The 13,364-nt window shown below is 62.1% G+C and carries 14 protein-coding genes; 7 read left to right on the top strand and 7 right to left on the bottom strand.

All coding sequences use genetic code 11. The annotated features are described in order from the left end of the window. Positions 1 to 377 precede the first annotated feature (377 nt). From MJ639_RS05730 to MJ639_RS05720, 3 genes are all read right to left on the bottom strand, one after another. Positions 378 to 1,811, bottom strand: a complete 1,434-nt coding sequence (locus MJ639_RS05730) for a M20 family metallopeptidase (protein ID WP_243369347.1) — start codon at positions 1,809 to 1,811, stop codon at positions 378 to 380. Between the two features lie 74 nt (positions 1,812 to 1,885). Next, positions 1,886 to 2,773, bottom strand: coding sequence for a hypothetical protein (locus MJ639_RS05725; RefSeq protein ID WP_243369346.1), 888 nt, complete (start codon positions 2,771 to 2,773; stop codon positions 1,886 to 1,888). Between the two features lie 176 nt (positions 2,774 to 2,949). After that, positions 2,950 to 4,500 (bottom strand): helicase HerA domain-containing protein, encoded by a 1,551-nt coding sequence (locus MJ639_RS05720; protein WP_243369345.1) that lies wholly within the window; start codon positions 4,498 to 4,500, stop codon positions 2,950 to 2,952. 202 nt (positions 4,501 to 4,702) lie between these two features. On the opposite strand from MJ639_RS05720, the gene MJ639_RS05715 reads away from it, so the two are divergent. After that, positions 4,703 to 4,945 (top strand): hypothetical protein, encoded by a 243-nt coding sequence (locus MJ639_RS05715; protein ID WP_243369344.1) that lies wholly within the window; start codon positions 4,703 to 4,705, stop codon positions 4,943 to 4,945. A 6-nt stretch (positions 4,946 to 4,951) separates the two neighbouring features. Here the strand turns inward: MJ639_RS05715 and MJ639_RS05710 are convergent, their stop codons facing one another. Then, a complete protein-coding gene (locus MJ639_RS05710) occupies positions 4,952 to 6,442 on the bottom strand; it encodes an MDR family MFS transporter (protein ID WP_243369343.1) in 1,491 nt (496 codons plus the stop codon). A 197-nt stretch (positions 6,443 to 6,639) separates the two neighbouring features. Between MJ639_RS05710 and MJ639_RS05705 the strand changes: the two genes are divergently transcribed. Then, entirely contained in the window at positions 6,640 to 7,833 is a 1,194-nt protein-coding gene (locus MJ639_RS05705; protein ID WP_243369342.1) for a winged helix-turn-helix domain-containing protein, read from the top strand. Positions 7,834 to 7,876: 43 nt separating this feature from the next. Here the strand turns inward: MJ639_RS05705 and MJ639_RS05700 are convergent, their stop codons facing one another. Continuing rightward, positions 7,877 to 8,641 (bottom strand): spondin domain-containing protein, encoded by a 765-nt coding sequence (locus MJ639_RS05700; protein WP_243369341.1) that lies wholly within the window; start codon positions 8,639 to 8,641, stop codon positions 7,877 to 7,879. 210 nt (positions 8,642 to 8,851) lie between these two features. Between MJ639_RS05700 and MJ639_RS05695 the strand changes: the two genes are divergently transcribed. The 5 genes from MJ639_RS05695 to MJ639_RS05675 all read left to right on the top strand — a co-directional run bounded on the left by MJ639_RS05695 (position 8,852) and on the right by MJ639_RS05675 (position 12,062). After that, complete coding sequence (locus tag MJ639_RS05695) at positions 8,852 to 9,397, top strand: sigma factor-like helix-turn-helix DNA-binding protein (protein WP_243369340.1); 546 nt, start codon at positions 8,852 to 8,854, stop codon at positions 9,395 to 9,397. Beyond that, positions 9,394 to 10,035 carry an NrsF family protein gene (locus MJ639_RS05690; RefSeq protein WP_243369339.1) on the top strand — a complete coding sequence of 214 codons (642 nt, stop codon included), beginning with the start codon at positions 9,394 to 9,396 and terminating at the stop codon, positions 10,033 to 10,035. The genes MJ639_RS05695 and MJ639_RS05690 overlap by 4 nt, the downstream gene beginning before the upstream one ends. Before the next feature lie 62 nt (positions 10,036 to 10,097). Then, a complete protein-coding gene (locus tag MJ639_RS05685; RefSeq protein WP_243369338.1) occupies positions 10,098 to 10,850 on the top strand; it encodes a phosphatase PAP2 family protein in 753 nt (250 codons plus the stop codon). Continuing rightward, positions 10,847 to 11,392, top strand: coding sequence for a regulatory protein RecX (locus tag MJ639_RS05680; protein WP_243369337.1), 546 nt, complete (start codon positions 10,847 to 10,849; stop codon positions 11,390 to 11,392). Before MJ639_RS05685 ends, MJ639_RS05680 begins: the two co-directional genes overlap by 4 nt. A 67-nt stretch (positions 11,393 to 11,459) precedes the next feature. Then, positions 11,460 to 12,062, top strand: a complete 603-nt coding sequence (locus MJ639_RS05675; protein ID WP_243369336.1) for a DUF2239 family protein — start codon at positions 11,460 to 11,462, stop codon at positions 12,060 to 12,062. A gap of 19 nt (positions 12,063 to 12,081) precedes the next feature. On the opposite strand, the gene MJ639_RS05670 is transcribed toward MJ639_RS05675, so the two are convergent. Continuing rightward, positions 12,082 to 12,615, bottom strand: coding sequence for a GNAT family N-acetyltransferase (locus tag MJ639_RS05670; RefSeq protein WP_243369335.1), 534 nt, complete (start codon positions 12,613 to 12,615; stop codon positions 12,082 to 12,084). 38 nt (positions 12,616 to 12,653) lie between these two features. Next, positions 12,654 to 13,292 carry a DUF1345 domain-containing protein gene (locus MJ639_RS05665; protein WP_243369334.1) on the bottom strand — a complete coding sequence of 213 codons (639 nt, stop codon included), beginning with the start codon at positions 13,290 to 13,292 and terminating at the stop codon, positions 12,654 to 12,656. Positions 13,293 to 13,364 lie beyond the last annotated feature (72 nt).

Here is a 13,364-nt window from a genome sequence, read left to right as displayed (position 1 = left end):
GCGCAAGCGCGACCCCGCCAAGCGCCAAGGAAACTTTGCTTAGGCGCAAGATTGTAAGAACTGAAGGCAGAACTTGAAAGTCAAAGCAATGCGCGTTCTTCAGCAAAGCATGAAGGCCGCTACAGCATACTCCCTCTCCCTGATCTCGGGTGTTCCCGAGATCAGTTTTGCCTGCGCAAGTCGGGAACACCCGATTTGCGATGGAAGAGGGCTAGGGTGAGGGGTTACAGGTCTTTCCGGATAACGCGCATCCCTCACCCGCCGCGCTGAAGCGCGTCGACCTCTCCCGCACGGGAGAGGTGGGACTGCGCTTCACTCGGACAAGTCTCACATAAACCCAGCCTCTCCGCCCTAAAGAGGGAAAACCTGTGCGCGCCTCAAGCCGCAGAGCGCAGGTCGTCGGGCGTAACGTCCGGCGGGATCGGGCAGACATATTTGCGCCCGCCCGTGCGCTCCTTCAGCTCCGCCTTGGCGCGGGCGACGAGATCGGGGTTGCGCAGGCAATCGGCCGCCGTTGCCGCCATGGCTTTCGCGGCGAGCACCATGCCCTTGTGGGCGGCGGGCAGGTTGCCCTGCGCCACGAGCTGCCAGGTGTGGAACGGGGTGCCGATGGCAAAGCAGGCCGTGTGGCATTGCACGGTGGGCACGATCCAGCTCACATCGCCCACATCGGTGGAGCCCATCATCACGTCCTCCCGGGTCGGCAGGGCGAGCACGCCGTCGTGCAGCACTTCCGTTTTCAGCGCCATGTCATGATGCTTGATGCTCGCCACGATATCCTCGGACGTGATCGCATCCTTCTGGATTTTTCCGGCGAAAGCCCGGTCCTGCGCATCGAAGCCCGGACCGCCGAGACGCTTCATGTTCTCGAACATGGCTTCCTGCAGCGCCCTGTTGAGCAGCACGTTGGAGGTCGCGTCCGTGATCTGCACCTTGACAGACGTTTCCGTCATGAGGGCCGCGCCCTCCGCGATCTTCTTCACGCGCTCGAACAGACGCTCCGCATCCGGCAGATGGGGTGAGCGCACGAGATAGAGCGATTCCGCAAAGCCCTGCACCACGTTCGGCGCATTGCCGCCGCTATTGGTGATGGCGTAATGCACGCGCGCATCCGAGGGCATGTGCTCGCGCATGTAGTTCACGCCCACATTCATCAGCTCCACCGCGTCGAGCGCGCTGCGCCCGAGCTCCGGCGATGCCGCCGCGTGCGACGGGCGGCCCGTGAAGCGGAAATAAGCCTGGATGCAGGCGAGCGAGGATGAACTCTGCACCTCGTTCACCACTTCCGGATGCCAGCAGAAGGCGGCGTCGAGATCGTCGAACAACCCTTCGCGCGCCATGAAGGTCTTGCCCGATCCGCTCTCCTCCGCAGGGCACCCGTAATAGCGCACGGTGCCGGCAATGCCCTCAGATTCCAGCGCATCCTTCAACGCAACCGCTGCGAGCGCGGAGCCCGCGCCCAAAAGATTGTGCCCGCAGCCATGGCCCGGCGTGCCCTTCTGCGTCGGCTTGTGCTCGGTCACGCCCGAGACCTGCGCGAGATCCGGCAGCGCATCGAACTCGCCGAGAATGCCGACGATGGGACCGCCCTTGCCGTATTCCGCAACGAACGCGGTGGCCATGCCACCCGCATTCTTCGTGATGCGAAACCCCTCGCGCTCCAGCATCGCAATCTGCTCCGCCACCGACCGATGCTCCTCGAACGCCAATTCCGGCGTCGCCCAAATGCGGTCGCTCAAAGCGGTATAGTCTGACGCCTTCGCGTCGACGCGACGAGCGATTTCATCGAGGCTGAGGGGATCGTTTTGCATGGGCTATTTTCTCTTTAACTTAGGGCGTTTCAAAGTCTCGCTATGAAACAAGCGATGTAAATGACGAAAGATAATCAGATTGCGATTATCCATTTTGCGGCATCATACACTGCCGCCCCCAATAAAGCCGCCACTATAAAAGTGAAAAACCCTCGGTGCTTTGATGAAGCGTCATCATTTCCTTTGAGAGTGTTGATAGGAAATGCCCACTTAAAATATGAAAACAAAAACCTGTAACCAGAGGCGATTAGCAAAAATGCATATACATATAAAGGGACCCTCCACTCAATTGGATAGGTCTTTATCCACGCACTATTCGATAGTTTTGATGTCAGATAAAACGCGTATGGAACTGCTGCAAAATACAAAAACGCGTCGTAAATGAATGCCTGATGAAAGGCGCTAGATAACTTTCTTTTAGCGCTAAGGGAGCTAATAACTTCTGATAAAATTGTATTTTTGAACATAGAGTTGAAGCTCGAAACCGAAACATTACTGTTGTTCGGCGTTGGAGCAGAGAGCAAGTTCGACCAGTCAAGCAAGGGGGGTTTTGAAAAGTCAATCAGAATATCAAATTTATCTGGTACATCCGTGCCCACTAAGGCCTTATATGCTGTGTTGTTCGTGTAAAAAACAGTCTTAACTACTCTCGGCATATTAAGTGCGTCGAAGATGGAAATATCGTCACCGAAATGATTTGCGCCGTCATCAGATATCACACTGACTGTAACTCGAAATGCCTCTCTTCTGAATCTTTGCTTTCGAACTTCCCATTCTTCCTGCGTTTCATCATCAGGCTTTGAGAGACCTTTGACGATAGAATCTGCATGTTCCGCGAGTACGCGTGACAAATTCCGATAAAGTCTACGAAGGGTATCGACATCGAAATCATACCCACGCAAAGACTGCTGAATGGAAAAACCCGTTACATTAGTGAATACGGGAGAATTCTCTTCTGACATAAATCCCTCGCAACGCTAATCAAAAGACTAGCAGCACCTTTGTATCAAGATAGATGAAGCAAGGTAGCTATCCACAAGACTAGAACAGTCTTATTGGCGGGCGCACTAAGCATGTGCCCTGTGTATTCTTGATGAAAGTTTATCTAAGGCCTTTGCGCCCTCAATGACATCGCGACCTACCCCGCCGCAAACAAATCCCCGCTAGCCGCTGAAGCCACCGGCTCCTCGAACGCGTTCGGATCGCCGGGGCCTGTCTCCCAACCCAAATCCGGCAGCGCGATGATGCGCAGGCCGCGCGGGTCGTTGCGGGTGACGACGATGTTGCGGGTTTCCATATAGGCGATGAGGCGGCGCGCGCGGCCCGGCGAACGGCTGCCGCAGGCGCGGGCGATTTCGCCGTCGGGTGGGCAGGCGGAATTCTCCATCGCCGCGCGGGCGAGGAGCAGGTAGACGCCCTGGATGTCCTCTTCGAGATCGTTTGCGAAGGCCACCGCGCGATCCCATTCGGTGCCCTCGGCGGTGGCAGTGTCGACGCCTGCGCGCGCAACAGCAAGACGGCGGCGGAAGGCGTTGAGGTTCAACGGCTCGCCCGACACGCGGCGGATGCGGCAGCGCACGAGAAAATCCTGATACAGAACGGCGACCGAGCGGAAGGCGGCTTCGGGATCGTCGAGAATTTCGCGCAAGATCGCATCGAGCGCGGCCTCGCGCTCGGCCTTGGTTTCTTCCGTCGCCTCGACCGGCGCTTCAGGCGTTGCGGCAGCGCGGGTGCGCGCGAGTTGCGCCAGAAGATCGTTGGTGGAGGGCGCGGGCGGCGGAGGCGGCGCGCGGCGCTGCACGACGGGACGGGCGGCAATCTCTTCCTCGCTCGCGGTGAAGATGAGATCGCGCGCGTCTTCCCTCTGCTGCTCAGGGAGCGGCATGAGCTTGAAGGTGCCGGAGCGCGTGGAGGTTTCCACCTCGCCGATGCGGATGGGAAGCGGACGGCGCGAGAGCGCGGGGCCGAGCGCCACGAAGTGTCCGCGTTCGAGATCGCGGAACATCTCGGCCTGGCGGCGCTCCATGCCGAGCAGGTCGGCGGCGCGGGCCATGTCGATGTCGAGGAAGGTGCGGCCCATGAGGAAGTTCGAGGCTTCCGCCGCCACGTTCTTCGCGAGCTTCGCGAGACGCTGGGTCGCGATGATGCCCGCGAGTCCGCGCTTGCGTCCACGGCACATGAGGTTCGTCATCGCGCCGAGCGAGACTTTACGCGCCTCGTCGGAGACTTCGCCTGCGGCGGCGGGCGCGAAGAGCTGCGCCTCGTCCACCACCACGAGCATGGGATACCAGAAATCGCGATCCGCATCGAAGAGGCCGCCGAGGAAGGCGGCGGCGCAGCGCATCTGCTGCTCCGCGTCGAGGCCCTCCAGCGAGAGCACCACCGACACGCGGTGCTGGCGCACGCGGGCGGCGATGCGCTGAATGTCGCCCTCGGAGCGGGAGGCATCCACCACCACATGGCCGAACTTGTCGGCCAGCGTGACGAAATCGCCCTCGGGATCGATGACGGCCTGCTGCACGAGATTGGCGCTCTGCTCGAGAAGGCGGCGCAGGAGGTGCGACTTGCCGGAGCCGGAATTGCCCTGGACGAGCAGACGCGTCGCCAGAAGCTCCTCCAGATTGAGCTCGGCCCTCTGGCCTCCGCCGGGTGCGGAGGACGTCACTCCCATGTCGATGCCGACCTTCATCAGCCTCCCTCTTGCAGGCTCTTAAAAACTGCCCGGTTCCTAACACGGCAAAGCTCGCGAAAGTGCCGGAAAAGGTGCAATCCTCCACAGCTTGGCTCAGCTATCCCCAGGCATGAGGCCGCAGGTTCGATGGAAACAACCCTAATTCCCAGCCATTGACAGGCAAGGCCGCGATCTTTCTCGGAAGCCCGAGGAGGGAACGATGCTCGCAAATCCCTTGGTTTCTGGCGCTTTTCCTTCTGCCCTGCCCGATTCTGGCCGGGACTCGGACCCGCCGCCCCTCAGGGCGATGGGCGAGCGCTCCCCTTTCGGCGAAGAAGCGGAAACACGCCCGACGCCAGCGGCGACGGACCGCGCCGAAACCGTCTTCGAGACGACGGGAATCGTCCTGATTCTGCTGATCGCCCTTGCCGCCGCCTGGATTCTCATCCGGCAGCGGCTTTGAGGATCGTCAATCGGCAATCGCCGCTTCCGCCGCCTTCACGGCGCTGCCGCGCAGGGGCAGCTCCTTCATGGCGACGAGGAAGGCGAGTGCAAGGCCGAAGCCCACCATGGCGGCCACGAACACATAGGCGAAGATGTCGGCGAGATCGACGCCGCTCTGCGCCGCCGTGTGCGCCAGCGTCTCGAAACTTCCAGCGCTCGAAAGTCCCGAGCCGCTGAGCACGATGGCGCCGAAGATGGCGACGATGAGCGCGCCGCCGAGCGAGCGGAAGAAATTCGCCGTGCCCGTAGCAGTCCCGAGTTCATGCGGCTTCACCGCGTTCTGGATCGCCACCGTCGAGACGGGGAGAAGGGTGCCGAGGCCGATGCTGATGACGGCGAGCAGAACCTCGACCAGCGTGATCGAGAGAGTATGCGCGAAGGCTGCGAGAACGCCTGTGGCCACCATCGCGACGAGAAGGCCGCCCATGGGCAGGCGCTTGTAATGCTTCGCCTTGGTCATGCTGCGCCCGGAGATGGTGGCGCCGCAGACGGTGCCCGCCATGAGCGGAATGAGCGCGAGGCCCGACAAAGATGCCGAGAGGCCGCGAACAGCCTCGAAATAGACCGGCAGGTAGATGGTGAGGCCGATATAGGTGCCCATGCCGAAACAGGCGGAGAGCACGCCCATGCGCACCACCGGATTGTGCAGCACGCCCGGCGGAATCAGCGGTTCCGGCGCGAGCTTCATGCGCAGCGCGAAGAGCACCCACAGCACAAGCGAGAATGCCACGATGCCGATGATGGGGGCGGAGAACCACGGATAGCGCAGGCCGCCCCAGCTCAAGGCGAGCAGCAGCGACACGGTTGCCGCGACCATCAGCAAAGCGCCGAGTAGATCGAGCCTGTGCGGCCTGTGGTGACGCGGCAGCTTCTTCAAGGTGTGGAACGTGATGGCGAGCGCGATGAGGCCGAGCGGCAGGTTGATCCAGAAGATCACAGACCAGTGCAGATGCTCCGCGAAGAAACCGCCGAGCACCGGGCCGAGAAGGCTCGCCGACATGAAGACGCTGGCGAAATAGACCTGGTATTTTCCGCGCTCCTTCGGCGGCACGAGATCGGCCACGATGGTCTGCGCAAGCGCGACCAGGCCGCCGCCGCCGATGCCCTGCAACCCGCGCGCCAGAACGAGCACGAGCATGTTCGGCGCCATCGCGCAGGCAATGGAGCCCACGATGAACACCACGATGCCGATGAGCATGGTGACGCGCCGGCCATGGCTGTCGCTGAACTTGCCGTAGAGCGGCGTCACCGCCGTCGAGGTGAGCAGATACACCGTCACCACCCAGGGCAGATGCTCCAGATCGCCGAGCTCGCGCCCGATGGTGGGCAGCGCGGTGGCGATGATGGTCTGGTCGAGGGCCGCCAGCAGCATGGCCAGCATGATGCCGATGATGATGATGCGGATCTCGGCATGGCTGAGGGCCGGGGCGGTGGCGTGATGGGCTGGCTGATCCATAGGGGTCCTTCGAGAATCCGGAAGCCGCATCTAGAGGAACCGGATTCGTTTTGCCTCATTCTTCGGCGCAGAGCAGATATGCATTCTGGCTGGTGACAAAGCTAAACACGAGATGATCCACAGGTTCCGTCCCGGCAAAGCCTGGCCCGTTGCAGCCTCCTGATGCAAAGAATTACTGTTCCTGTATTGTTCGCGCTATGGCACCTCGCACCAAGCTCTCCCTCGCCCAGGCCCGCCGCATTGCCCTTGCCGCCCAAGGTTTTCACGAGGCGCGGCCGGACGGCGCCAATCTTCGCCATGTGAAGCGTCAGCTGCAGCGCTCGCATCTGCTGCAGATCGATTCGGTGAACGTGCTGGTGCGCGCCCATTACATGCCGCTCTTCTCGCGGCTTGGGGCCTATAACCGCGACCTGCTCAAGACGATCGCCTATCATCCGAAAAAGCGCGGAACCTTCGAATATTGGGGCCACGAGGCCTCGCTGATCTCCCTCGACTTGCATCCGCATTTCCGTTGGCGCATGGCGCGGGCCGCGAAGGGTGAAGGCACCTATGGCGGGCTTGCCCGCTTCGGCAAGGAGAAGCGCGCCTTCATCGAACAGGTGCGCAAAGAGATCGAGACGCGCGGCCCCATGGGCGCGGGCGAGCTCTCCATCGGCGGCAAGGGCCAGGGCTCCTGGTGGGGCTGGAGCGACGGCAAGCGCGCGCTCGAATGGCTGTTCTGGGCGGGCGAGGTCACCACCGCCACGCGGCGCGGCTTCGAGCGCATCTACGATCTGCCGGAGCGCGTGCTGCCCTCCGAGGTCTTAGATAAGCCGACGCCCGACGAGAAGGAGGCGCAGCGCGAATTGCTGCGCCGTTCCATCCGCGCGCTCGGCATCGCCTCCGAGCGTTGCCTGCGCGATTACTTCCGCTTGAGTCCGCAGGATGCGAAGGCGCGCATTCCGGAACTCGTGGAAGCAGGCGATCTCGTTCCCGTCATCGTCGAAGGATGGAGCGGGCCGGTCTATCTCGACCCGCAGGCGAAGATGCCGCGCCGCGTCGAGGCGCGCGCGCTCGTCTCGCCCTTCGATCCCATCGTCTGGGAGCGCACGCGCACGGAGCGCCTGTTCGATTTCCACTATCGCATCGAAATCTACACGCCCGCCGAGAAGCGCGAATTCGGCTATTACTGCCTGCCTTTCGTGCTCGGCGAAAAGATCGTCGCACGCGTCGATCTGAAAGCCGACCGCGTGGAGGGTAACCTCATCGTGCACTCGATCCATCCGGAAGCATCCGTCACGCCGGAGGAGATCGCACCCGCGCTCGGCGACGAGCTGCGCCTGATGGCCGAGTGGCTGGGCCTCGGCAGCATCACCGCGCCGAAGGCATGGCGCAAGCGGCTGAATGTCTGACGGCATCTGGCCTCCACTTTGAGCGGAGGCCAGATGAGCGCGGTTATTTCTGCATCATGGTGTCCGGCTTCATCATGCCGTCGTTGCGGCGATTGACGGAGCCGGTTGCCTCCATGCCGGCGAGCGGCGTGAGGGTGATGCGGGCGACAGGCTTCGACGGGTCGAACTTCCAATCGGCCGGAGCATCCGCATCGCCGCGAATACCGGTGTGCATCTCAACCTTGCCGTTCTCAGGGTCGCGCTCGGTTCCCATCATCGCAATGAGATGCGACTTGCGCTCGTTGTTCTTCTCGGTACCTGCATCGTAAGCCATCAGGTCCATGCGACGCGGTGCGCTCAGCTCATAGGCATTGACGCCGTTGATGCCGGTGAAGCCGTCATTGGTCATCACGAGCATGGTCGCTCCGGAGACCATGGGAAACTCACGGGTGACCTCGAGTTCCACCACGCGGCTCTGGCCCGGCAGGATAGCTGTTCCCGAACCCACGGCGCCGAATTCCTCGCCGATATTCTTCGTGACCACGGACGAGAGAAGCGGACCCGCATTCCCTTCCTCCGCAATGCGCATCAGGCCGAAGGAGGCTTCCTCGCCCTCCTTAAAAAGCGGCGGCGCTTTGGAATTGTGGCTGACGAAGACGGGCGGCGACAGGGTTTGGCTGGTGGTCAGATTCTCGATGGTGATGCGAACACGCTTGCCCTGGCCAGGGGCATTCATGGAATCCGATGTGGGCTTTGATTGCGCCAGAGCTGCAGTTGTCGAAACGAGGCCAAGGACGAGAGTAGCCGCGAGCATGTGAGAGCGATTCATGATTCGAGATCCTTTCATGGGATGAAGGTCCCCCGCTGTCGTTTACGGATCTTTTCGCCGCTCCGGCTCTGCCGCCGCGGTCGTCCAAGGGCTTATTCGCAGGCAGAGGATGGATCGTTACGGGCTTCACGTTTTTGTGACGCCGCCTATTTGTGAAGCATTGCGCTGTAACGGAAGCGTATCCGGCCACGAAGAGGAAAAGAGGATCGTGTGACGGAACACGAGCAAGCCTGGTCGGATGCCATGCGCGCCGCCAATCGCGGCGACGCCGAGGCTTATGCGCATCTGCTCCAGCAGATGACCGGCCCCTTGCGGCGTGTCATCGCCTCCGATCTGTCCCGGCTTGGTCTGAGCATCAGCGATGGAGAGGACGTTTTGCAGGAGGCTCTGCTGGCCATTCATCTGAAGCGGGAAACCTGGGACGAGACGCGTCCGATCGTGCCCTGGGTTCGGGCGATCGCACGTCACAAGGTGCTCGATCATGCGCGCAAGAACCGAAAGCCGGCCAATCTGCCGCTTGAAAGCGTGGCCGAACTCTTGCCGTCGCCGGAGCCGGAACCAACAATCATCGGAGGAGCCGGCCCGTTTCTGGATCGATTGCCTCGCCGACAGCGCGAGGTGCTGCGAGCCTTGGCGCTCGATGGAAACAGCATCCGTGAAGCGGCGCAGCGGCTCAGGATGAGTGAAGGCGCGGTCCGCGTCGCGCTGCATCGTGGATTATCGGCGCTGGCAAGGAAGCTCGGAGGCACCTCATGAAAACGGAGAACTTGATCCGCGCGCTCGCCAAGGATTTGCCTGATGCGGCCGCGAAACATCGTCATCCGCCGAGCCGGCAATTGCTCATCGCCATCGGGCTGTCGGGTCTTCTGGTCGGCAGCATGATCGCTCTGCTTCTCGCGCCGAATCCGCATTTGGCGCATGGGCTCATTCTTGCGAATGCGGTGACCATCGCGGCCGCTGTCATTCTTGCCGCCTTGGGCTTTTATCTCTCCCTTCGCATGCTGCATCCCGAAGCACGCATCAACATGGCGGCTTTTGCCTTTCCGCTCCTCGTGCTGCTCATCGGCGTCGCGATCGAGCTCATGCAGCAGCCCGCCTCATCCTGGCAGGCGCGGCTCATGGGGCAGGATCCGCTGCGCTGTTTTGGTTTGGTTGCAAGCCTGTCGCTCCCCATTCTCCTGGCAGCCTTTTGGGTGCTCAAACGAGGAGCCCCGGCCAATCCCTCGCTTCAAGGAGCAGCGGCAGGCTTCATGGCGGCAGGGATCACATCGACGCTCTATGTGCTGCATTGCCCCGAGCCGTCACTTCTCTACATCACGGCCTGGCACGTCCCGGCGATCCTGCTAGTGGCAGGGATCGGCGCGCTCATCGGGAGGCGGTGGCTGCGGTGGTAGGTTCTTGATCTCCGGCCCGTTCCTCTCGCCAGATCACTCCCAAGTCTCTATCTCTGCTGTTCATGAACAAATATCTCGCGCCCATCGCCCATGTCTGGGTTGGCCTCCGGCTGAACCAGATCGGCCCGCTTCTCTCCCTTGCCGCCTGCGGATTCTTCGCCTGGGCCTTCATCGCCATCGCCGACGAGGTGATTGAAGGCGAGACGCATGCGCTCGACAGCGCAATCCTGCTCTCACTGCGCAATCCGCAGGATATCGCCAATCCGCTGGGGCCGAGCTGGCTGGAGGAAGCGGCGCGCGACTTCACCGGCCTTGGCGGATACGCGATCCTCACCATGCTGACCGCGGCAACGGTGATCTATCTGCTGATGGCGGGAAAGCGTGCCGCAGCTCTGCTCGTGCTCGTCTCCATCGTCGGCGGTGCACTGCTCTCGACGGGTCTGAAGATGGGGTTCGAGCGCCCCCGTCCCGATCTCGTGCCTCATGCCACGCGCGTCTACACGGCGAGCTTTCCGAGCGGCCATGCGATGCTCTCGGCGATCACCTATCTGACGCTCGGCGCGTTGCTCGCCCGCGTCGAGAAAAGCAGGCGCATCAGCGCTTTCATCATGGGGCTTGCCATCGTCATGACCCTGCTGGTCGGCGCGAGCCGCGTCTATCTCGGCGTGCACTGGCCGAGCGACGTTCTCGCTGGCTGGTCCGTGGGCGCGGCCTGGGCAGCCCTGTGCTGGTTCGCAGCCCTGCAATTACAGCGTCGCGGGCAGGTGGAGAAGCCTGGCGAGACATCGCTCCCGCCTGAAGCGGACAGCGCATGAGCGACGACGAGAAACCGGTCAAGAAACCGCCACGAAAAGTCACGCCCGCCTATCTGCAGCGGGCGGCGCTCGCCTATCTCGAACGCTATGCCTCCTCCGCCGAAAACCTGAGGCGCGTGCTGAAGCGCAAGGTCGACAAGCGCTGCCGCCTGCGCGGCGAGGATCCGGCGGAGTTTTCCGAGATGATCGATGAGGTGGTGGCAAAAAGCCTGCGCACCGGCCTCATCGACGACACGCGCTATGCGGAGGCGCGCGTTGCCACCTTACGCCGTCGGGGCGGATCGGCCCGCGCGATCCAGGCGAAGCTCTCGGCCAAGGGCGTCGACCGCACCACTATCGCGGCAGCCCTCGAAGGCGGTGAGGAGGACGACGAGGAAAAGGCGGCCCATGCGCTGGCCCGTCGCCGCAAGCTCGGACCCTACCGCCCCGGTGAACGCGCGCCCTATCGCGACAAGGACCTCGCGGCGCTCGCCCGCGCGGGCTTTCGCTTCGACGTGGCGCGGCAGGTGGTGGACGGAGAGCGTGAGGATAGCGGTCTCTAATTTTACCCGGGCGATATTGACTCCCAATTTAATCCGGGTAAAAAGGCCTCTCCAAGGAGAGACCCTCATGACTATCGAAAAGCCCCGCCATTACACCGCCTTCGCGGGCCCCCGGCGCATCGTGTCCGGCCCCTTGGCCGATGTCGCCCTCAAGACGAAGGACGTGATCGAGAGCGGCGAGAAAGACCCGGTCCTGATCCTGGACGATGAAAGCAGCCATGTGGTCGAAGTGGATTTTCGCGGCAGCGCGGAGGATGTGCTGCAACGCCTGAAGTCACGGGGCGAGACGCCTGGAACTCCGGCGCCGTCATCACCCCGCGGTCCCGGCCGGCCGAAGCTCGGCGTCGTTGCCCGCGAGGTGACCCTCCTGCCTCGTCATTGGGACTGGCTCAACGCGCAGCCGGGCGGCGCCTCCGTCGCCCTGCGCAAGCTCGTGGAAGAGGCAAGGCGCGCGAACGAAGCCAAGGACCAAAAGCGTGAAGGCCAGGAATCGCTCTATCGCTTCATGTCGACCATGGCCGGCAACCTCCCCGGCTTCGAGGAAGCGTCACGATGCCTCTTCGCCGGCAATAAAGCGGGCTTCCTGACGGAGACGCGGGCCTGGCCGGATGATCTGCGCAACCACGCCGAAACACTGGCGCTCTGCGCCTTCGATGAATCGGATCGCTAGCTTCGAAAAAGACGGCGCTTCAGCGCACGAACATGATCGTGGGATTGCCCTTGTATGTCGTGCGCTGAAATTCCCGATAGCCGCATTTCTGCGCCACGCGGATCGACGGCTCGTTCTCCGGCGCGATGATGCAGGCGGTGCGCACGGGACCGAAATGCTTCTCGCCCCAGGCGATGGCTGCTTGCGCGGCCTCCGTGGCATAGCCCTTGCCATGCGTCGACGGCATGAGCACCCAGCCGATCTCCGGCGTCTCGGCGAGCGACGGCTCGATCTCGCGCCGGAAATCCGCGAAGCCCACTTCGCCGACGAACTTGCCCGTCGCTTTTTCCTCGATCGCCCAATAGCCGAAGCCGAGAAGGGCCCAATGCCCGGCATAGCGCAGGATTCTCGCCCATACCTCCTCACGCGTCGAAGGCTTGCCGCCGATGAAGCGCGTGACATCGGGATTCGTCCACAGAGCAACACAATCTTCAAAATCGTCCTGTCGATGCGCACGAAGAACGAGGCGCTCCGTCTCGATGATTGGAGCAGCGGAATGGGAGAGTGTGGTCATGGCGAGACTTTGCAACGGCGCCGGTCTTTCTTCAATCGCTAGAGCAGCCCCGCGCCGACATTCACGGCGAGCGCCAGGATGGTGGTGTTGAACAGGAAGGCCAGGATCGTGTGGGCCAGCGACAGGCGTCGCATGCGTTTGGAGACAATCACCACATCCGATGTCTGGGCGGCAGAACCGAAATTGAACGAGAAATACAGGAAGTCGAAATAATCTGGCGCATTGTCATGCGGGAAGGCAAGGCCCCGCCGCTCACCGTGATCGCCGTAATATTCATGGGCGTAATGGATCGCGTAGATCGTATGTACGAAGAACCAGGAACACAGGATGGTGATGCCTGCGATGGAGAGGCGGAAAACCTGTTCGCTGCCGGCGTCTTTGATCCCAGAGAGTTCGACGGCGATCGCGGCGAGACTGACGAAGGCCGTCAGCAAGGTCAGGATGAGGAAGGCCACGGCCGTCACGTCCTCCGACGCCGCCCGTTTCTGCATTCTCTCGGTGGATGAGCGCGCCGCCATGATCCAGGCGAGAATCAGGAAACAGGCTGTTCCGATGTCCCAGGACACCAGGAGCCGCGAATTCAAGGTCCAGGTACCGGGCAAGAAAGCATAGGTAGCAAACGCCAGAACGGTCGAGATGAGAAACCGGGGACGCAAATGGGATGGGAGTTGGATCATCGACATGTCTCGGCGGCCAGAGCTGGCATGGCGCAAACTTGTTTTGCGCCATCCTTAACTGGAGCCCGGCCT

Source organism: Microvirga solisilvae (genome assembly GCF_022808595.1).
Taxonomy (GTDB): Bacteria; Pseudomonadota; Alphaproteobacteria; order Rhizobiales; family Beijerinckiaceae; genus Microvirga; species Microvirga solisilvae.
Note: the sequence above shows the minus strand (reverse complement) of the source record. Positions and strands in the feature narration are given on the sequence as shown.

What these genes read in the sequence shown, in the direction of transcription:
- MJ639_RS05730 (WP_243369347.1), bottom strand. Translation starts at nt 1,811, where the DNA reads ATGCAAAACGATCCCCTCAGCCTCGATGAAATCGCTCGTCGCGTCGAC.
- MJ639_RS05725 (WP_243369346.1), bottom strand. Translation starts at nt 2,773, where the DNA reads ATGTCAGAAGAGAATTCTCCCGTATTCACTAATGTAACGGGTTTTTCC.
- MJ639_RS05720 (WP_243369345.1), bottom strand. Translation starts at nt 4,500, where the DNA reads ATGAAGGTCGGCATCGACATGGGAGTGACGTCCTCCGCACCCGGCGGA.
- MJ639_RS05715 (WP_243369344.1), top strand. Translation starts at nt 4,703, where the DNA reads ATGCTCGCAAATCCCTTGGTTTCTGGCGCTTTTCCTTCTGCCCTGCCC.
- MJ639_RS05710 (WP_243369343.1), bottom strand. Translation starts at nt 6,442, where the DNA reads ATGGATCAGCCAGCCCATCACGCCACCGCCCCGGCCCTCAGCCATGCC.
- MJ639_RS05705 (WP_243369342.1), top strand. Translation starts at nt 6,640, where the DNA reads ATGGCACCTCGCACCAAGCTCTCCCTCGCCCAGGCCCGCCGCATTGCC.
- MJ639_RS05700 (WP_243369341.1), bottom strand. Translation starts at nt 8,641, where the DNA reads ATGAATCGCTCTCACATGCTCGCGGCTACTCTCGTCCTTGGCCTCGTT.
- MJ639_RS05690 (WP_243369339.1), top strand. Translation starts at nt 9,394, where the DNA reads ATGAAAACGGAGAACTTGATCCGCGCGCTCGCCAAGGATTTGCCTGAT.
- MJ639_RS05685 (WP_243369338.1), top strand. Translation starts at nt 10,098, where the DNA reads ATGAACAAATATCTCGCGCCCATCGCCCATGTCTGGGTTGGCCTCCGG.
- MJ639_RS05680 (WP_243369337.1), top strand. Translation starts at nt 10,847, where the DNA reads ATGAGCGACGACGAGAAACCGGTCAAGAAACCGCCACGAAAAGTCACG.
- MJ639_RS05675 (WP_243369336.1), top strand. Translation starts at nt 11,460, where the DNA reads ATGACTATCGAAAAGCCCCGCCATTACACCGCCTTCGCGGGCCCCCGG.
- MJ639_RS05670 (WP_243369335.1), bottom strand. Translation starts at nt 12,615, where the DNA reads ATGACCACACTCTCCCATTCCGCTGCTCCAATCATCGAGACGGAGCGC.
- MJ639_RS05665 (WP_243369334.1), bottom strand. Translation starts at nt 13,292, where the DNA reads ATGATCCAACTCCCATCCCATTTGCGTCCCCGGTTTCTCATCTCGACC.